Below are 17,702 nucleotides of genomic sequence, written 5' to 3' on the forward strand. Positions count from 1 at the left end.
TCATGAGTTCCTCCTCCCACTGAAAGTAAACAAGAATGAAGAAACTAGCTCTCGCCGGTTGCGCTTTGGCGCTGACCGGTGCCACTCCCCTTTTGGCTCAAGAACAGGCATTTGTCTGGGGCGGTGAGTTTGAAATCGGCGTCGACAGCACCGTCACATCCGATGATCCTGCAGGCGAGTTGACCGATAACTACGCCAGCCTGTCGCTCGCCTTCGAAGCCGGGGTCGCGACCAGCATCACGCTGTTTGGTGAAGTGACCCTGGAAAGCGTCACAGACCCGGCCGAAACCCGTCAGTTCGACGATCTGGGTCTTTATGTGAACGAACTTGGCCTGCGCTTTAATCTGGCAGCAGGCGAGCTGAGCGTCGGTAAAGTAAGCCCGACCTTCGCTGTGGCATGGGACGCAGCCCCCGGTTTCTACGGCACATCGCTGGCCGAAGACTATGAGTTGTCCGAAGTGATCGGTGCGACATTCGACATGCCCGTCGCCGCCTCCGGCGGGGTTCTGTCCTTTGCGCTGTTCTATGCGGATGACACGGCGTTCAGCGACTCCCTGGGGACAAAGCGCGGCCGCAACACCACCGCGGACGGCGGCGCGGGTAACACCGGCAAGCTGAACAACGTGGCGCTACAGTACTCGCAAGAGGTTGGCGACACGACCTATTGGGTTGGCGGGCGTTTCCTGACCGCGGGTGACAGCGATGTATCCGACGAAAAAGGGGCCGTCATCGGGATGGCGCATGACTTTGGCAACGGTTTCGACCTGATCGCCGAAGTGGCCTATTTCGACGGGTTCGCAGGCACGGGCGAGGATTCCACCTATGCGACGTTGGGCGGTTCTTACGTTCAGGGGCCGTGGGCCTACTCTGCCAGCTACACCGGCATCGACAACACCGCGAATGGTTACGACGATTTGATCACCGTGGGTGTAGACTACACGTTCGAGAATGATATGTCGCTGGGTGGTGGCGTCGGCTTCTACGATGTAGACGGCAACGACTTTACCGCTGTCGGGGCATCGCTGGTGATCCCCTTCTAATATCGAAATAGGGCAGAATATGCATTTCCTCCGGTCTTTTATCCCTCAGGCCCTGGTGATGTCCCTGCCCCTATTGAGCGGTCCGGTCTACGCCGGGCCGCTTGATGAACCCCATCTGGATATCATCCCGCGTACCGCCGATGAAACGGCCCGTATCGCCGATGTGACCGCCCCACCCGACAGTTTTGACGCCCCCAGCCCGTTCGAGGTGAACAGCGGCGGCGCGGCCACCGTCCGCCCGCGCATGAACGCCGATGCGTTTTCGCAGGCCTCCGGCAATATGTCGTTCGAGGACGAGCTGACCTTCAAGCTGGGCAATGGGCTGTTTCGCAAGCTGTGGGTGTCGTCGCCTTCGTCGACGCTGGCCTCTGACGGGTTGGGGCCCTTGTTCAACGCGCGGTCGTGCCAAAGCTGCCACATCAAGGACGGGCGCGGCCACCCGCCCGAGGGCCCCGACGACAGCGCGATTTCCATGTTTCTGCGCGTATCTATTCCGGGCAATGAAGACGCCGGCAATATCAAAGAGATTGAAGGGTATCTGGCCACGCTCGCCGAACCCACCTACGGCACGCAAATGCAGGATTTCGCCGTCTCGGGGCATCATGCCGAGTACCGCTTGCAGATCGATTATACCGAAGTCCCTGTAACCCTGTCGGGCGGGCAGGTCGTGTCCTTGCGGCACCCGACATACACCGCGGCTGATCTTGGTTATGGTCCGCTGCACCCCGACGCGATGCTGTCGCCCCGTGTGACGCCGCAGATGATCGGGCTTGGGCTTCTCGAAGCGATCCCTGCCGCGGATATTCTGGCGCTGGCAGACCCTAATGACGCGGATAGTGACGGTATTTCGGGCCGCACCAATATCGTCTGGTCGCAGGAATACAACATGCCGATGCTGGGCCGTTTCGGGCTCAAGGCCGGGATGCCCACGATCCGCGAACAATCCGCGGGGGCCTTTGCGGGTGATATCGGCATCTCTAACCCGATCTTCGGCGATCCGTTTGGCGATTGTTCGACCATTCAGGATGCCTGCGTAAACGCGCCTCATGGGGCCGGTGACGTGCGCGGGTTCGAGATTGACGCCGAAGGGCTGGATCTGGTCACCTTCTACAGCCGCAACCTTGCCGTGCCCGCCCGTCGTGACGCGGACACACCCGAGGTGCTGCGCGGCAAACAGGTGTTCCATGAAACGGGCTGCGCCGACTGCCACCAGCCCAGCTTTGTCACCCATCGTCTGAAGGACCAGCCAGAGCAAAGCTTTCAGCTGATCTGGCCCTATACCGATATGCTGCTGCACGACATGGGCGAAGGTTTGGCCGATCACCGCCCCGAGGCCCGCGCCACCGGCACCGAATGGCGCACCGCGCCGTTGTGGGGGATTGGCATGACCGAAACCGTATCGGGACACACGCAATTCCTGCACGACGGGCGCGCGCGGTCACTGCTGGAAGCCGTGCTTTGGCATGGCGGAGAGGCCGAGCCCGCCAAGAACCGCGTCATTGACATGCCGCCCGCAGACCGTGATGCTTTGATCCACTATCTGGAAAGTTTGTAACATGAAAAAACTGGTCCTCGCCCTTGGTCTTTTCTGCGCACCATTGGGTGCTGCGGCCGAGGTAGGCTCCACCGTTTTGCGCGATGTGGTCGATCATCACATCCTGCCCCGCTATACCACACTGGCAGAGCGTACGGATGCATTGGCCGCCGTTGCCCAGCAGAATTGCGCCGCTGATGACGCCGCGTTGCGCGATGCCTACCACGATGCCTTTGATGCGTGGATCGCGGTGAGCCATCTGCGTTTTGGCCCGTCCGAGACCGACAACCGCGCCTTTGCGCTGGCCTTCTGGCCCGACAGCCGTGGGGCCACACCCAAAACGCTCGCGGGGCTGATCACGGATGCCGATCCCGTGGGCCGTGACCCGCAGGCCTATGCCGATGTTTCCATCGCGGGGCGCGGTTTCTATGCGCTCGAATTCCTGCTGTATGACGACCAGATCAGCACGATGGGCGATGCTGGCTATCGCTGCGCTTTGGTGCAGACGGTAACTGGCGATATCGCCACGCAGTCCCAAGCCATTCTGGACGGCTGGACCTCTGGCTATGCCGAGGCACTTGCCACCCCCGCCGAAGGAGGCCCCTACCGCAGCACCGAGGAAGCGGCGCAAGAGCTTTTCAAGGCGCTGAACCTCGGGCTGGAGTTTACCGCCGACACCCGCATCGGACGTCCCATGGGCAGCTTTGACCGCCCGCGCCCCAATCGGGCAGAGACGCGGCGATCGGGGCGGTCTTTGCGCAATGTCGTGGTCGCGCTCACCTCTCTGCAGGATCTGGCGGAGCGGTTGGCGGCGGATGACCTGGCCGTGGTGGCCGCCTTTGACGACCGGTTTGACGAGGCGCTGGCAATCGCTGCCGACCTGGACGACCCTGTGTTCGCTGGAACGGCCAAGCCGCAATCCCGTCTGCGTGTAGAGGTGTTGCAGCAATCTGTTGCCGCGATCCGCGATGTGGCCCGCCAAGATCTGGGCCCGCATTTGGGCGTCGCTTCGGGCTTTAACGCATTGGACGGAGATTGATCCCATGACCAACCGCCGCCATTTCATTGCAGGGATGCTGGCATCAGGATTGGTGCCCGCCCCTACTTGGGCCGATGCGGGCGGGCCGGCCTATCTTGCCGCTGCCGGTCTGCGCGATGGCAGCTTTGTGCTCTGCGGCATCGACGCGGCGCTTGAGGTGGTATTCGAAATCCCCCTGCCCGGTCGCGGCCACGCAGCGGCGGCGCATCCGTCCAAGCCGCAAGCTGTCGCCTTTGCACGGCGCCCCGGCAATTTCGCACTGGTGATCGACTGCATGTCGGGGCGGGTCAAAGCCACGCTGCACGCGCCCGAGGGGCGACATTTCTACGGGCACGGGGCTTTTTCCGCCGACGGGAGCCTGCTTTACACGACCGAAAATGACTATGCCAACGGCATCGGGCGCATTGGTGTCTGGGACGTGGCGCTTGGCTATGTACGCGTCGATGAATTTGCCAGCGGCGGTGTCGGCCCCCATGATATCAAACGTCTGCCTGGTGGCGACACGCTGGTCGTGGCGAACGGCGGGATTGATACGCATCCCGATTCAGGGCGCGCCAAGTTGAATATCCCCACCATGCGGCCCAACCTCACCTACATCAACGACCGCCGTATTCTAGAGCAGATAGAATTGCCCTATGACATGCACCGCAACTCGATCCGGCATCTGGCCGTAGGGTCCGACGGGCGTGTCGCTTTCGGGATGCAATGGCAAGGCGACGGCGATGCCCCCGCGCTTGTCGGGCTGCATCAGCAAGGAGAGACACCGCTCTTGCTGGACGGTGCCGAAGATATGCACGGGTACATCGGCAGTATTGCCCTGTCGGACGACGGGTCCGAGATTGCTGTAACCTCGCCCCGTGCCGGTTTGGTGCAGGTCTTTGACGCAGCAACCGCGTCATACACCCGTAGTATCGCGCTTACCGATGTCTGCGGTGTTGCCGCGGCACCGGAAGATTTTGTTGTGACCAGCGGTACCGGTATCGTTCAACGTCTCTCTGGCAGGTTGAACCCGGAAAAACCGCTGATGTGGGACAATCACCTCGTCCGGCTTTAAGCCCTGGCGAGTTGGCTTGATGTCACCGGCTTACATCTTCGAAAAAGCAAAAAGCCCCCGTGGCCAGCACCTTGGCCGGTCCACAGGGCAAAGTAGTAAGGGCCGGAGCAGGCCCGAAAATCGATTAAGCTGATGAACTCTGCCCCGCGAAAATTCGCGCGTTGAGGGTTCACGAAAAAGGGAAAGCGCCGCATTCGATGCCCGTCTGCTGTTAAATCCTTTCAAATCATATCGGGTCGAACACGGTGCTTTCTCGGGCCCTGGCTGCGGCGAGGCATGCCGCTTTGACAGGGCAAACCAGTTAACTTTGACGCATACCTCCTTTCGTTGCCGGGCTTTTGCCCCACAAAAGGGCATCTATTGTTGTGGCTCCCATGTGGTCCGCCATCGCGCCGACCACAGTCTCGTTCACGCCGCTCAGGAAGTTCACAAGTTCCGTCAGCGTCAGCTCTTCGAGCAGCAGCTTGAGCGTGCCGGCACCGACATTGTGCAACAGCTCGTCCAGTTCTTCCGCCTCAAGCACATTCAACAGACGCGTCGCGGCAGGGGTGTCGAGGTTTGCAAGCAACACCGCAGCGCTGCCGACACCAAAGGCGCGGTCGAATTCATCGGTGCCGAGGGCGGTCACAAAGGCGTCGATCTCGGCCGAGGTCGCGTTGTTCAGCGCGTCGGCCAGTTTGAAGGCTGTCTGCCCTTCGGCAGAAAAATCAAACACAGCGTCGATCAGATCTTCGGCCTGGGCAGCGGCACCAACAAAGACCGCGCGGGCCCCGTTTTCCATCGTGATGATGACGTCACCGTCGCGCACATCGCGGGACCCGGTCAGGCACATGGCAGCGCGCAGATCGGCGCGGGAAGAAAACTGACCCAGGAAGGTGATCGCATCGCCGCGGGCGACGTCAAAATTATTGACGACGATATGCGTGTCGGAGGGTACCACGATAAAGTCAGGCGTGGCGATGGTCATTGTCTCCTGGGTCAGGTCGGGATGTGCAGCCTGGGGCGCGGCCCAGACGTCCTGCACATGAGAGAAGCCAGCGTTGATCTGGATGGCCTGCGTCGGGTCCGCATCTGTCGGCATGACATAGCGGGCGCAGCGCATCCGGTCCGCCGCGAGTTTAAGCGCGGTGCTGTCGGCCGTGATGTCCAAGACGGAGTCGGTAGCGTTTCCCGAAACATGGATGCCAAGTACTGCACCCAAAACCGCCTCGCGCAGGGAGGAGTTGTTGGCGATCTGGGCCAGTTCTAGGAATGTTGCGTTTGCCATCGTCTTCACCTTGGATTTGTTTCAGCCTGTGTTTGGTGGCTGTTAAGATGAAATTAACGCTAAATCCCAAGGGCGTCGCGGGCCTAGGCGGGTAGTCCAAAGCAGCTTGTGGCTATGGCGATATCCCAAAGGATAGGTACCTGCTGCTGCACTGGCACTATTCACCCTGCCCTGCAGGCAGAAACGGAGTTTACCATTGCCAAAAAAGCCCGCCCCGCCTAGCCTTTTCGCAACTGCAAAAAGCGCCCGATCAACGAGGCGCAGCAAAAAACGCAGTTAGAGCAGTAGTGAAAGGACAGCACCAGACGACATCCAAGTTGCCATGCTCCGCAGCATATGCCGCGGGGGCGCAATGGAATCGATCGCTTTGGAGCTTTTACAAGTGGTTTGACGTTGTGATGTTTGATAGCAGGAGGCGGGCTTTGACTATGCTTTCCGGCGTCCGCAAAGCGACGAGATGAACCAGAAAGAGAATATGGCGGGCGCTAAAATCGTGAAACAGGCATGGGGCAAGCTGCGTCGAACGCTTTTGGGTGCCGCTATCGCCCTGATCGGTGCACTGCAACCGGCGGCTGGTCAGCAGGCCGACACGATGGATGCGCCCCGTGACATCACCATCGGTATTCTCGCCTCCGAAGGGATCACCCGCGCGCTGGACAGCTGGTTGCCAATGGCCGCCGCGCTGAACACCGCCGCACAGGGCGCAGAACTGAACTACCGTTTCAAGATCGCGCCTTACACCGACGCCACAATGATCAATAAAATCTCGCAAGGCGCGCTGGATTTCTTCCTTGTCGATCCCGCGGCCTTTGTCGTGGCAGAGGTCGAAAGCAACGCCCGCCCGCTGCTCTCTGTCGCCCAGATGTGGGAGGGGCAGGTCTATGATAAAACCAGCGTCGTCGTCTTTACCACCGCTGACAGCGATATTCGCGCCATCCCGGATATCGCGGGTCGCAGCATCATGGGGGTGTCGGCCGACGAAATGACCGGCTGGAAGCTCGCGCTGCAAGAGTTTCGCAAGTACCGGCTGGATATCGACGATATCGCGTCCCGCGCGCTGTTCTCGGGCGGGAACCAACGCGAGGTCGTCTATGCCGTGCAAGCCGGTCTGGTGGATGTGGGCGTCGTGCGCGCCGGTGTGCTCGAAGCGCTGGCCCGCGACGGCGTGATCAATATGAACGATTTCCGCCCCGTGTCCCCTGTCGATCATCCGGGCTATCCGTTCTGGGCCAGTACCATGTTGTACCCCGATTGGGTGCTGGGGACGATCCCCGGCGTGCCGCAGGCGGCGTTAACCATTCTTGTCGACACCCTGCTGGGTCAGGATACCGGCAGCCCCGAGGCGATTGCCGCCGGTGGCACCGTCTGGCTGCCCCCGCAAAATTATCAATCCGTGCACGAGCTGCTGATCTCTTTGCGCGCGCGCCCCTACGAGAATTACCTGCAGCGCTCCGCCTTGCGCATTGCGTCAACCTACAAGTGGCTGGTGTTGGGCACGCTGCTGCTGATCGTGTTTTCGCTGTTGTTCCTGATTTTCCAGCTGCGCGAAAACGCGCGACAGGCCCATGCCCGCAAGGATGTGCTGAAGTCGGAAGTTCGGTCCAAGCAATTTTATCGCAACGCGGTAGAGGCCCATACCGTGTTCTGCATGCTGAACCAGAACGGCGCGATCACCCATGTGAACGACCAGTTTGTCCAGGCCAGCGGCCGGTCCCGCGAGGCTCTGATCAGCACGCCGTTGGTTGATGTCATGGATGCCGGCAATCGCGGTGTGCTGACGGGCGATGTCTTGCCCGCCATGATGTCGGGCACCCCGTGGAAAGGCACCATCGTTCTGCATAAAACCGACGGCAAAGCGGTCTGGCTGCAATGTAGCTTTATTCCGATCACCGACGGCGAAAAACAGCTGCGCGAGATCGCGATTGTCGCCTCGGATATGACCAAGACCCGCGAAGGCGTGTCAGAGGCGCGGTTCAACAACACGTTGGAACTGTTGCAGGATCATGTCGTTGTCTTCCAGCCGCAAACCTACGCGGTGATGTATGCCAATGCATCGGTCGCACGACACCTGATGCGACATGATGAAAGCGACGACTGGCGCGGCAAGAGCCTGTCGGACCTGATTGGCAAACGGGATTATGACAGTCTGCGCGAACGCTGCGCCGGTCTCATCAAGGGGCCAGAGCGGCGCGTCACCTGGGAGGTCGAGGCGAAATCAGGCATTACCTACGACATCAGCCTTGAATATGTCTGCCCCGCCCAGGACGAACCGCGCTTCATCGCGATCTACCGCGATGTGTCGCAGCGCAAGGTGGCCGAAAAAGCAAAGACCGAATTCCTGTCCACTGTCAGCCACGAATTGCGCACGCCGCTAACCTCTATCAAAGGGGCCTTGGGGCTGGTGCTGTCAGGTGCCACGGGGCAGTTGCCTGACAAGATGAAGGGGCTGATCACCATCGCCGCCTCAAGCTGTGACCGGCTGATCCTGCTGATCAACAGTATTCTGGATATGGAGAAAATCGAAACCGGCACGCTTGATTTCCGGATGAAGACGCTGAACCTGTCCGAGACACTGAATACGGCGCTGGTGCCGAACCAGCTTTATGCCGAACGCGCAGGCGTATCACTGCGCCGTGTCGATACCCCCGACGACGATGTGTTGCTGACCTATGGCGACTCCAAACGGTTGGTGCAGGTGCTGGATAACCTCTTGTCCAACGCGGTGAAGTTTTCGGAACACGGCGGGGAGATCCTGATCGCCCTGCACGCGGTCGGGGATCAGCTGCGCATTTCGATCCGCGACTTCGGCACCGGCATTCAGGCTGCCGCGCAGGCGTCGGTGTTTGAAAAATTCACCCAAGGCGACAGTTCTGACAGCCGGTCCAAGGGGGGCACGGGGCTGGGGCTGACCATCGCCAAAGTCATCATCGATCACCATCAGGGGCAGATCACGTTCTTCAGCCGCGAAGACGTGGGGACAGAAATTATCATCTCCCTACCCCGTCTCGCGCAAGAGGACGCGCCAGCACCCGACACGCCGGTGCAAGTCGCCCCGCCAACGGCCTTTTCTGCCGCATTGGAACAGCAGGCCCGCAAGACGCCGTCTGTCATCAAAAAGACCGCCGCGGAACATCTGGTGCAACAGATCACACGCGCGGGATACGGACCGGAGTTCGAGCTTGGCAAAGCCGACGTCGGGCGTCTGGCCGCAGGTGTCGAAATCGTCGGCGCGCCGTTGCTAAATAAATGGATCACCCAGAACGAACGCGACACGCTCTCGCAGTTGATCGGCGCGGGCGCGATTGCGGATGCGGCGGTCTGTGTGATCGAAGCCGCCTCGGACACGGATCACAGCGCGGCGGCCAGCGCATCCACCGCTGTGGCTCAGTTGCGGGCATGGTTCGCCACCTGTGCCGAACCCATCGGCAATCCCGCACAACCGCTGACCATCGCGGCGGTCGATCACCCGGATGTTGCCAGCTGGCTTGAAACCGAAAGCATCGTGACCTTTGACGATACCGTGGATCTCGCAAAATCAGTCGCGACGTCGCAGGCGGATGTCGTGCTGACCTTTGCCATCAACGACGGGTCGGCCAGCGTCATGGCGGTGCCAACCTCGCAAGGTTTGATGCCCTCGGGCTGGCCAGTCTGCGTGCTGGTCATCCGGAATGTAGAGAACAAGAATTCGCTGGGTGTGGTATCAAAATTCAGCAGCGGGCGCTAAGGCAAAAAGCGTTACCGGCGCTGCAATGCAAACAGCGCGCGCGACGCGTCGTCTAGTGCGGCCTGTTCTGTCCTGTCAGCATCGGCTTTCGCCTCGGTTTGCACTTTCGACAGCACCGTTTGCGTGGTCTTAAGCGCGCGGAACTGCGCAAAAAGCGCATCCTCTAGCGTGTCGATCTGCCCTGACAGCGCATCCCCCTCCGCCGCCAAGCCACGTTGTTGCCGGTCAACCGAGGATAGGTAGGCGGGCAAATAGGCCTGTGTTTCCAAGGTGCTGCCCGTCTGTTCAGCAATCGCCCGTTGGGTCAGCGCCGCACTTTGTTCCGTCAGCGATGTTTGCTGTGCCCGCAGGCCCGAAAGCTGTGCCCCGATGGCATCCAGCTCGTGTTGCCGGATGGTGTTGATCAGCTTAAGCGCAGCGATCTGACGGCGTCCGGCCATGGGTTATGCGGCCTCTGGCATCTGTTTGCGGGCCTCTTCCATCTCGTAAAAGCTGGGCTGCAGGCTGGTGGGAATGTTGCCGCGCCCGATCTCGGTGCAGATCGCGGGCGAATGGCCATGCAGGATCGCGATAAAGATATCGCGGATCACGGCGTAGTAAATGCCGTCCTGCTCTTCGATGGCTTGCAGACGGTTGGCGACCGGAGAGACGAAAAGATAGGCAAGGAAAACCCCAAGGAATGTCCCCACCAACGCGCCGCCGATCATCGCCCCCAGAACCGCAGGCGGCTTGTCGATCGACGACATCGTCTTGATCACACCCAAAACCGCCGCAACAATCCCGATGGCGGGTAGCGCGTCGGAGACGGTGGTCAGCCCGTGGGGGGCCACCAACGCTTCATGATGGTGCTTCTTGAGCTTGCGGTTAATGACATCTTCCGCCTGATACGGATCATCGAACTGCATCGCCAGCATACGGAAACTATCGGTGATCAGATCAATGGCAAAGTGGTCTTTCTGCAACTTGGGATACTGCGAAAAGATCGAACTTTCTTGCGGGTTTTCAATATGTTCATCCAGCGCGAGCATGCCATTTTGCTGGTACTTGCGGGCCAGCGTATACATGAGGTTCAGCAGGTCCACATAGTCGCCCGAATTCCACTTGGGGCCCTTGAATGCCTTGACCAGTGCGCGCCCTGCCCCCGCGATATTGGCAAAGGAATTCGCCGCAATAAACGAGCCAAGCGCGGCACCGCCGATCATCATACCTTCGAACGGTAGCGCGTGGGTGATGATGCCCATGTCGCCGCCAGAGAGCATATACCCCCCAAAGACCATGCCCATCACGACCACGAAGCCCAGAATAATCGTCATTTGTTTTCCACTTGCAAGTTTCCAAGCACTTTAGGCATTTTCATTGAAATCTCAAGAACAGTTCATGTTCTTCCAAGTTTAAAAATTTGTCGCTCAAGACCAATTGCTATCTTTCCATGGTGTGACTAAGGTAAACCTCAGAATAAGCTGGAGAGTGCCGTGATCTCGGATGTTGAAACCACAATGATTGTCCTGATTGATGCGGACGATGTGAAATTCGCATTCTCGGGCTGGCCGGATCACATCTGCCTCGCGGCGTGCCTGTCCAGCTTTGGGACCTGCAGCATGATCGTGTTTCGCCGCGATGAACGCCACTTGATGCCGGATCGTTTGGTCAAGCTGCTGAAGCTGCGCCGCGAAAACACCTGCTTTGTCCCCGAGGTTGACGGCTTCAAGACCAAGCAATTCCTCTATTCCGACGAACGCCGCTTGATGGCGCTGGTCGCGTCGGACCCGGTGGTGCTGGAAGAAGCGGTCGATTACGCCGTGAACTACAACTACGCGCTGGAAGAAGGGCTGGACCCCGCCAAGATGCTCGGCCTCGATATTCCCACTGCCGACCCCGTGGTCGCTACACCGCGCGGCACAATGGTAAATGAAGAAGCAAACCCCATGCTGCCAGAGTTCCTGCGCCGCTCGGTCGAACGGTCCCGCCGGCCGATCTTTGCCACCCGACGGGTCCCCACCTTGGGCGAATTGATCAGAGCCTGATCACCGCAGCGCGTTGCGCAGGTTCAAGAATACATCATCCTTCAAAGGTGCCGCCACAGGCTCGACGTTCTGTGCGACCCGTTGCACCTCGCCACTGTTCTGTGGTGCTACTGGCGCAGGGATCGACGCCTTATATAGCTTCTCGCCGGTCTCGGCTGGCGGTGCCGCCGCGTCAGTCCGCGTCGGGGCTACGTCATCGCCGGCATAATCCTCGACCTTCTGATATTGAACCGACACCGTGATCCGACGGTTAGACGCGTCGGTCGGATTTTCGGGCACCAGCGGCGCGGTATCGGCAAGGCCCGACACGCGGATGATACGATCACGTGCGACGCCCGAGGCTTCGAAAACACGGCGCGTGGCGTTGGCACGGTCCGAGGACAGATCCCAGTTGTCGTATTTCTGGCTATTGGCAAAGCGGACAGCATCGGTGTGCCCTGACAGCGTGATCTTATTCGGCAGGCGCGCCAAAGACTTACCCAAATTCGCGAGCAGCTGATCTGTGGCACCCTGCATTTCGGCGCGGCCACTATAGAACATCGGCTGCCCTTCCTGATCGATGATCTGGATCTGCAAGCCTTCGGGGGTTTGCTGGAAAATCAGGTTCTTCTTCAGCGGATCAAGGTCGGGATTCTCCTGCATCGCCTGCAAGATATCCTGCTCCAGCTTTTTGAACTTTTCATTGTCCAATGCGTGCACATTATCAATGGTCGCATCGCCAGCCGATTTAGACCCGTCGGATGCGGCTTGCGACGCGCTGGCAACATTGGCCGCGGCGGGGTTTTCATGGGCACCGTCTTCGGAGCCGATCTGCGTCTCATCTGGCACCGACGTCGCGGTTTCGTCGCGGATTTCCCACTTGGCCGAGGCCGGATCGTCGATTTTGCCAAGCTCGCTGCCACGGGCCACAATCGCCCCATTCGAAGCAGTCAATGTACCGGGTGGCCCCAAGGTCGCACCGTCCAATACACCACTGCCGCCGGGCAGCGTCGCATTGGTAAAGTATTCGGCAATCCCGCGCAGCTTTTGCTCGTCCGCGCTCGAGAGAATCCACATCAGCAGAAAGAACGCCATCATCGCGGTCATGAAATCAGCATAGGCGACCTTCCAGCCGCCACCGTGATGTCCACCGCCTTCGATAACTTCTACTTTTTTAAATACGCGCGGCTGTGTCGTCGCTGCCATATGTCCTGCCTCTATTCTCGCGACCACGGGGGCCGGTTCGGCAGACGTGCTTCTGCACCGACCGCCTCAGAGACATGTATCGAGGGGGATTAGGTGCTCCGCAGGACAAAACGGTGGCAAAGGAAAGGCATTTGAACTTTACAGCTGCGACCCAAGATTTGCCTGCACCGCCTCGTCGCGAGCATAGCGACCAAGGCCCGCTTTCTTTGCATAATCCGCTTTGCGCAAAGAATAGTTCGGTGCGACGAGGGGATGATCATCATCAAGATTGAACTTGATCCGGTATTCGCTCTCGCTCAACCCGTGCTCTGCGCGCAGGTGACGCTTGAGCATGGTAAAGGATCGGCCGCAGCACAGGCAGGTGACGGAATCATCGGTAAAAGACTCGGCAACCGGAACCGCGGGAATGGCGGTTTCAGTCGTAAACTGCGCTGCTACCTTGCTGATTTCGGCCTTGGCGGCTGCGGGCTGGAGCCCGGCGAGTGCGGCGGGAAGCGCCTGCGACAACGCCAGAATGTCTTGCACGGTTGCGGATTCACGGCCAGCGAATGCGGTAATCACGCGAATTGCGGCCTCGGAAACGGGGGGATCTGTAAACTCTGTCACTTTCGTATGCGCCTTTACTACGTCGGTGCGGGATGAAGCCTCGTGAACAAATCTTGGAAACTCTACTAGAATACCAGGATTGTCCGCCAACCTCATAAAAATTGTCAATGTCTCTTAAGTATAGGTTGGCCCGCCGCAAGGAATGGCGAAAGGACAACAACTTATGAACTCAAGATAAACTGCGGTGGATTAATTCAACCGGTGGCGGTCGGGATGCAAGCTCGGCAGGTCAGATGTGGCAAAACCTTGCCGTTTCTGACCACTCTCTGCGACTGCGGACAGAACACCCGACTTGGCCACAACTTCTGCCGCGTGAAGGATCACCGCGCGCATGTTTTCATCCTGCACCGCCTCGTCGCGCAAATGGACCAGCCGTTTGGCCGCCGCGAGCGCACGCCGCTTTGGCGCAACAATTTCAAGTATGTCTGCCATTTTCTAGCGCCTATTCTTGAGGTTCTCTCAGACGCGTTCTGCAGTCTGCAAGGATATACATAGCGTGGAAGGTTAAAGAATAGTGAACGTATGGCTTTTTCATGACAAGCAGGCCCAATTATTGCCGCATAACTCTGACTTTGATTTCGCCCACGGGTTCGTGCAACAAAGGGATAACCCAGTTCATCGCTCCCTTTCCTAGTATATGGCCGTTATCATCGTGTCCTTTCCGCGTCTCGCCGCAATGCTATCCTTTTCCGAACATCCATCGGTCAACCCATTGGGGCAGCGCGATAAATGACCAAGATCCTACTCGTCTCTACGTCACCTTCGGTGCGCAACGCCCTGAACTATTTATTTACGGTTATCCTAAAATTTGACTTTGAATGTATAGACTTTGACGCCTGCGAAGATTGGCTACACAACAATGAAAACGTTAATGCCATTTTCGTCGATATGACCGAAGCGAACAGCAACCCGGCCCCGCTGATCAGCACGCTCACCACCCACGCGCAGCCCGGAGTCGTGCTCGCAATACAAGAGCTGAAGGGGGTATGGGGTGCCGATGCGTTTGAAGCGGGTGCGATCGATGTCCTCACATGGCCCTGCAATCTGCGCGAACTGTCTTTGCGACTGAACCGACGGCTACCAACCCCTACGCCGTCAGTTGAACAACCTCACGATGTGAGCTGGGATGTCGAAGCGTATATCGCTCTGCGCGCCGGATTAACGACGGCGGAAGCTCAGATCATGCGGGTATTATTCGCCCAAGACGGGCAAATTGTGACCCGCGATGCGCTTAGTCTCGCCGTAGAATCTCGGCCGTGGCGATATGGTGATCGGAAATTTGATGTCCACGTCGCGAAAATTCGTAAGAAATTTGCGGACACATTTGATGAACGTATTTCCGTCGAAACGGTACGGTCCAGTGGCTACATGCTGCGCACGGGCGGGCTGAATGCATTCGATCCGACGTAAGGGGGCCTGTACCTGCATCGTGAGAGAATCGCACATTTCCGCATTCACACCTACCGCACATTCTCAACACATTTATTGTAAATTCGCATACAAGTGAACATGCAGCCATATTTTGCCCCGCCCACCAATACTTGTGCTGTGGATAACATTTCGCCCCATATTTGGTTCCCAAAAATATGGGTGATCGGGGGAATTTTGCCGAAATCACCGCAAGCGTCAGCGCAAAACCGCTGCGCTGATCGTTGTTGGAATTCAAGAACAGCTTGCGAAGTTTAACAAATCCGGAATTCAAAAAACCGTGTCGGGAAGATACCTTGGGGTTGCACACGCGACACTTGGGGAAGTTTTAACTATGCGTTCTGATTTGATGGGGCACATCTGGGGCGGTCGGCTGGAATTTTGCGCCGATCCTTGCAACACGCCCTTGGGCCGCATCCTGTCGTCACTGCTGGCGTCGCCGATCACCCGTTTCACCGTCGCCGTAGAGGACGTTGATCTGACGCCCTTCGCGATCTACGCCGGAGAAGAGATCATTTCCGGTGCCTCTTTGGCCGATGTTCTAGATCAGGAGTTTGGCCTTGATCTGGAAGATGACGCCATCGTTTTGATCGAACCCTGCGCCCAACCAACCCTGACGCCTACGTGCCCCGTTCAACTTGGCCACCACATCGGCCATATCATCGTTTCCCTCGCCCAGTCCGAGCGTGACGGCACCGCCCCTGACGCCTTGCTTTCCGCTGATAATATCGCCCATAGCTTTCACCGCGAAATGCTGCGCGCGGTTACTCCGGGCCAGCACATTCATTAACACTGCGGCCCCCCGAAAACCCCGCCACAGTGTGACATGCAAAGCATGATTTAAAAACAAGTGCTTAAAATTATCCTTGCTTTCAAGAAATTAAGGATTTTTTAATTCTCCCTTAACTCTGCCACCCTATAGTTGAACCGAGGCAGAATAAAAAGGCAGTGAAATGAGTGTAACCGCGTATAAGCGGACCATCTCGCACACCGAAGATCCGCGCCAGATTGAGCGTCGGATTTTGGCGAGCGTGACATCCAAACTTGAAAACAAATTCGAAGCATTTGACGGTGCTGCGGAAAAATCTCAAAAGCTTCAGATGCTTGCAGATGGCCTGCGCGATACCCTGTGGGAGAACCAGCGCGTTTGGCTCACGTTCAAGGCCGATTTGGCCGAGAAGGATAACGGGCTGACGGCCGATTTGCGCGCTGCGCTGATCTCGCTGGCTCTTTGGGTGGAAAACCACACCAAAGCGGTCCTGTCAGGGTCTAAAAATGTGAAGCCTTTGATTGATATTAACCGCAGTATTATCGACGGTCTGAGCGGACGGGCTGCAAAAGTCGCGGCGGAGTAAGCTTTATGGCGCTGCGATTAACCCTGAAACCGAACGAGCGGATCCTGATTAACGGCTGTGTCGTGCGCAACGCCGATCGCCGTCAGATGATTGTGATCGAGAATCAGGCTGACATCGTGCGTGAAGCCGATCTGTTAAAAGAGGATGAAGAGCGCACCCCTGTAAAAGAGGTCTATTTCTTCATCCAGACCGCCTTACTTGAGCCATCGACCCGTAAAAAATTGGTGTCGATCATCCAAAGGAAACTAGGCGCGCTTGCGCCGGTTTTCCACGACGAGATGGCCGGCCACATTTTTGAAGCCGCGGCTCACGTGTCTTCTGCTGACTTCTACAAAGCGATGCGCACATTGCGCCCCCTGATCGAATATGAAGAGAAATTGTTCAAAATGATCCGGGAAAAGAACACAGCCACGGCGGCGGAATAGGGTAAACCTATGATCAGCATTTCAGGTTTAGGCAGTTCCACCGCGCTCAAGCTGATTGACGCAACGCGGGACAAACAGCTTGATCTGATGCGTGATTCCGCCGCCAACAAACGCGCGGAAGAAGCGTTTCGCGACAGAATCGGCGACATCTCCAGCCCGGAAGAGCTGATCGCGGATTTCGAAGTCTACAGTTTTGTGATGCGGGCCTTTGACCTGGAAGACCAGATTTTCGGCAAAGGGCTGATCCGCAAGATGCTGGAATCCGATCCGGTCGAACCTTCATCCCTGCTGAACCGACTGACCGACAGCCGCTTCCGCGAAATGCATCTGGCCCTTGGGTTCACAACCGAGGCAGGTCCGCAGACCCCTGATTTGACGGACCCGGATTTCCTAAATGATGTGACGACGCGCTTCTATAATCGGCAATACATCAACGAAAATGACGCCCAGAACGAGACCGTGGGCACGGTGTTAGAATTTCGTGACAAGTTTAGCGGTATTAATAACTGGTTCGAGGTGCTGGCCAGCGAGAAGTTGACTAACTTTTTCCAGGTCGCTTTGTCACTCCCCGAGCAGATGTCTGCCCTTGATCTCGACAAACAAAAGGCCCTTCTCGCTGATAAATTCGACCTCGAAAAACTGGCGGATCCGGCGGAGCGTGAGAAGCTGATCGCGCGCTACGTCGCCATTTCAGATGCAGTTAACCCACAGGGATTTCAGGCGAATTCGATCGCACTTGATCTGCTGCAATCCTACAATCTGGGCGGCCAGTTCGTGCCGATCACAATCGATGTGACGGCTGTCACATTCTCTGCATCGCGCCTGTATCGCTGATCAGCTCGGCATATCCGACATCATGTCGTCGTCATTTTCGGGCAAGGACACCTCCCCTTCCGACATCAAACGCAATGCGGCTTCGACCAACTGAGCCTGCGCGCCTTTAACATCTTTGGACCGGACAGGGCCCATAGAAGACATTTCATCCTGCAGCATTCCGCGTGATCGCGAAGGCAGGGACGCC

18 protein-coding genes are annotated in these 17,702 nt (G+C 58.1%); 11 read left to right on the forward strand and 7 right to left on the reverse strand.

Going from position 1 to position 17,702, the window contains the following annotated elements; genetic code table 11:
* The first annotated feature begins 35 nt into the window (after positions 1–35).
* Genes AADW22_RS16995 through AADW22_RS17010 form a run of 4 tightly spaced genes read left to right on the forward strand, consistent with a single transcriptional unit; the run spans position 36 to position 4,667 of the window.
* On the forward strand, positions 36–1,040 hold the full coding sequence (locus tag AADW22_RS16995; protein WP_407474751.1) for a hypothetical protein: 1,005 nt from the start codon (positions 36–38) through the stop codon (positions 1,038–1,040).
* 58 nt (positions 1,041–1,098) lie between these two features.
* Positions 1,099–2,595 (forward strand): di-heme oxidoredictase family protein, encoded by a 1,497-nt coding sequence (locus AADW22_RS17000; protein ID WP_407474752.1) that lies wholly within the window; start codon positions 1,099–1,101, stop codon positions 2,593–2,595.
* Between the two features lies 1 nt (position 2,596).
* Positions 2,597–3,613, forward strand: a complete 1,017-nt coding sequence (locus AADW22_RS17005; RefSeq protein ID WP_407474753.1) for an imelysin family protein — start codon at positions 2,597–2,599, stop codon at positions 3,611–3,613.
* 4 nt (positions 3,614–3,617) lie between these two features.
* Positions 3,618–4,667 carry a DUF1513 domain-containing protein gene (locus AADW22_RS17010; protein WP_037966617.1) on the forward strand — a complete coding sequence of 350 codons (1,050 nt, stop codon included), beginning with the start codon at positions 3,618–3,620 and terminating at the stop codon, positions 4,665–4,667.
* 301 nt (positions 4,668–4,968) lie between these two features.
* Here the strand turns inward: AADW22_RS17010 and AADW22_RS17015 are convergent, their stop codons facing one another.
* Positions 4,969–5,934, reverse strand: coding sequence for a hypothetical protein (locus AADW22_RS17015; protein WP_407474754.1), 966 nt, complete (start codon positions 5,932–5,934; stop codon positions 4,969–4,971).
* A 457-nt stretch (positions 5,935–6,391) separates the two neighbouring features.
* On the opposite strand from AADW22_RS17015, the gene AADW22_RS17020 reads away from it, so the two are divergent.
* Positions 6,392–9,658, forward strand: coding sequence for an ATP-binding protein (locus AADW22_RS17020; RefSeq protein ID WP_407474755.1), 3,267 nt, complete (start codon positions 6,392–6,394; stop codon positions 9,656–9,658).
* Between the two features lie 11 nt (positions 9,659–9,669).
* Here the strand turns inward: AADW22_RS17020 and AADW22_RS17025 are convergent, their stop codons facing one another.
* Positions 9,670–10,098, reverse strand: a complete 429-nt coding sequence (locus AADW22_RS17025; protein ID WP_407474756.1) for a flagellar motor protein — start codon at positions 10,096–10,098, stop codon at positions 9,670–9,672.
* 3 nt (positions 10,099–10,101) lie between these two features.
* Positions 10,102–10,971, reverse strand: a complete 870-nt coding sequence (motA, locus tag AADW22_RS17030) for a flagellar motor stator protein MotA (protein ID WP_005849072.1) — start codon at positions 10,969–10,971, stop codon at positions 10,102–10,104.
* 159 nt (positions 10,972–11,130) lie between these two features.
* Here motA and AADW22_RS17035 point away from each other — a divergent pair, with 159 nt between their 5' ends.
* Positions 11,131–11,682 carry a flagellar motor protein gene (locus tag AADW22_RS17035; RefSeq protein WP_407474757.1) on the forward strand — a complete coding sequence of 184 codons (552 nt, stop codon included), beginning with the start codon at positions 11,131–11,133 and terminating at the stop codon, positions 11,680–11,682.
* On the opposite strand, the gene AADW22_RS17040 is transcribed toward AADW22_RS17035, so the two are convergent.
* The 3 genes from AADW22_RS17040 to AADW22_RS17050 form a co-directional block, all read right to left on the reverse strand.
* The gene (locus AADW22_RS17040) at positions 11,683–12,867 is read right to left on the reverse strand and encodes a flagellar motor protein MotB (protein WP_407474758.1); all 1,185 of its coding nucleotides are present in this window, start codon (positions 12,865–12,867) and stop codon (positions 11,683–11,685) included.
* A 138-nt stretch (positions 12,868–13,005) separates the two neighbouring features.
* Positions 13,006–13,569, reverse strand: a complete 564-nt coding sequence (locus AADW22_RS17045) for a MucR family transcriptional regulator (protein WP_288960698.1) — start codon at positions 13,567–13,569, stop codon at positions 13,006–13,008.
* A 93-nt stretch (positions 13,570–13,662) separates the two neighbouring features.
* Positions 13,663–13,905 (reverse strand): hypothetical protein, encoded by a 243-nt coding sequence (locus AADW22_RS17050; protein ID WP_005849065.1) that lies wholly within the window; start codon positions 13,903–13,905, stop codon positions 13,663–13,665.
* Positions 13,906–14,202: 297 nt separating this feature from the next.
* Here AADW22_RS17050 and AADW22_RS17055 point away from each other — a divergent pair, with 297 nt between their 5' ends.
* The 5 genes from AADW22_RS17055 to AADW22_RS17075 all read left to right on the forward strand — a co-directional run bounded on the left by AADW22_RS17055 (position 14,203) and on the right by AADW22_RS17075 (position 17,515).
* Complete coding sequence (locus AADW22_RS17055) at positions 14,203–14,883, forward strand: winged helix-turn-helix domain-containing protein (protein WP_289084204.1); 681 nt, start codon at positions 14,203–14,205, stop codon at positions 14,881–14,883.
* Between the two features lie 352 nt (positions 14,884–15,235).
* On the forward strand, positions 15,236–15,691 hold the full coding sequence (locus AADW22_RS17060; protein WP_407474759.1) for a hypothetical protein: 456 nt from the start codon (positions 15,236–15,238) through the stop codon (positions 15,689–15,691).
* 163 nt (positions 15,692–15,854) lie between these two features.
* The gene (flaF, locus tag AADW22_RS17065; protein WP_005849061.1) at positions 15,855–16,256 is read left to right on the forward strand and encodes a flagellar biosynthesis regulator FlaF; all 402 of its coding nucleotides are present in this window, start codon (positions 15,855–15,857) and stop codon (positions 16,254–16,256) included.
* Between the two features lie 5 nt (positions 16,257–16,261).
* Positions 16,262–16,681 carry a flagellar biosynthesis repressor FlbT gene (locus tag AADW22_RS17070; protein WP_064216633.1) on the forward strand — a complete coding sequence of 140 codons (420 nt, stop codon included), beginning with the start codon at positions 16,262–16,264 and terminating at the stop codon, positions 16,679–16,681.
* A gap of 9 nt (positions 16,682–16,690) precedes the next feature.
* The gene (locus AADW22_RS17075) at positions 16,691–17,515 is read left to right on the forward strand and encodes a DUF1217 domain-containing protein (RefSeq protein ID WP_005849059.1); all 825 of its coding nucleotides are present in this window, start codon (positions 16,691–16,693) and stop codon (positions 17,513–17,515) included.
* On the opposite strand, the gene AADW22_RS17080 is transcribed toward AADW22_RS17075, so the two are convergent.
* The coding region (locus AADW22_RS17080) for a FliG C-terminal domain-containing protein (RefSeq protein WP_407474760.1) at positions 17,516–17,702 on the reverse strand (187 nt) is incomplete at its 5' end.

It is taken from the genome of Sulfitobacter sp. PM12 (genome assembly GCF_045586035.1).
GTDB lineage: Bacteria > Pseudomonadota > Alphaproteobacteria > Rhodobacterales > Rhodobacteraceae > Sulfitobacter > Sulfitobacter pontiacus.

Excerpts from the sequence above, each read along its gene's own strand:
- flaF (WP_005849061.1), top strand. The coding sequence starts at position 15,855 with ATGAGTGTAACCGCGTATAAGCGGACCATCTCGCACACCGAAGATCCG.
- AADW22_RS17060 (WP_407474759.1), top strand. The coding sequence starts at position 15,236 with ATGCGTTCTGATTTGATGGGGCACATCTGGGGCGGTCGGCTGGAATTT.
- AADW22_RS17045 (WP_288960698.1), bottom strand. The coding sequence starts at position 13,569 with ATGAGGTTGGCGGACAATCCTGGTATTCTAGTAGAGTTTCCAAGATTT.
- AADW22_RS16995 (WP_407474751.1), top strand. The coding sequence starts at position 36 with ATGAAGAAACTAGCTCTCGCCGGTTGCGCTTTGGCGCTGACCGGTGCC.
- AADW22_RS17050 (WP_005849065.1), bottom strand. The coding sequence starts at position 13,905 with ATGGCAGACATACTTGAAATTGTTGCGCCAAAGCGGCGTGCGCTCGCG.
- AADW22_RS17010 (WP_037966617.1), top strand. The coding sequence starts at position 3,618 with ATGACCAACCGCCGCCATTTCATTGCAGGGATGCTGGCATCAGGATTG.
- AADW22_RS17005 (WP_407474753.1), top strand. The coding sequence starts at position 2,597 with ATGAAAAAACTGGTCCTCGCCCTTGGTCTTTTCTGCGCACCATTGGGT.
- AADW22_RS17020 (WP_407474755.1), top strand. The coding sequence starts at position 6,392 with ATGAACCAGAAAGAGAATATGGCGGGCGCTAAAATCGTGAAACAGGCA.
- AADW22_RS17055 (WP_289084204.1), top strand. The coding sequence starts at position 14,203 with ATGACCAAGATCCTACTCGTCTCTACGTCACCTTCGGTGCGCAACGCC.
- motA (WP_005849072.1), bottom strand. The coding sequence starts at position 10,971 with ATGACGATTATTCTGGGCTTCGTGGTCGTGATGGGCATGGTCTTTGGG.
- AADW22_RS17025 (WP_407474756.1), bottom strand. The coding sequence starts at position 10,098 with ATGGCCGGACGCCGTCAGATCGCTGCGCTTAAGCTGATCAACACCATC.
- AADW22_RS17070 (WP_064216633.1), top strand. The coding sequence starts at position 16,262 with ATGGCGCTGCGATTAACCCTGAAACCGAACGAGCGGATCCTGATTAAC.
- AADW22_RS17015 (WP_407474754.1), bottom strand. The coding sequence starts at position 5,934 with ATGGCAAACGCAACATTCCTAGAACTGGCCCAGATCGCCAACAACTCC.
- AADW22_RS17075 (WP_005849059.1), top strand. The coding sequence starts at position 16,691 with ATGATCAGCATTTCAGGTTTAGGCAGTTCCACCGCGCTCAAGCTGATT.
- AADW22_RS17000 (WP_407474752.1), top strand. The coding sequence starts at position 1,099 with ATGTCCCTGCCCCTATTGAGCGGTCCGGTCTACGCCGGGCCGCTTGAT.
- AADW22_RS17040 (WP_407474758.1), bottom strand. The coding sequence starts at position 12,867 with ATGGCAGCGACGACACAGCCGCGCGTATTTAAAAAAGTAGAAGTTATC.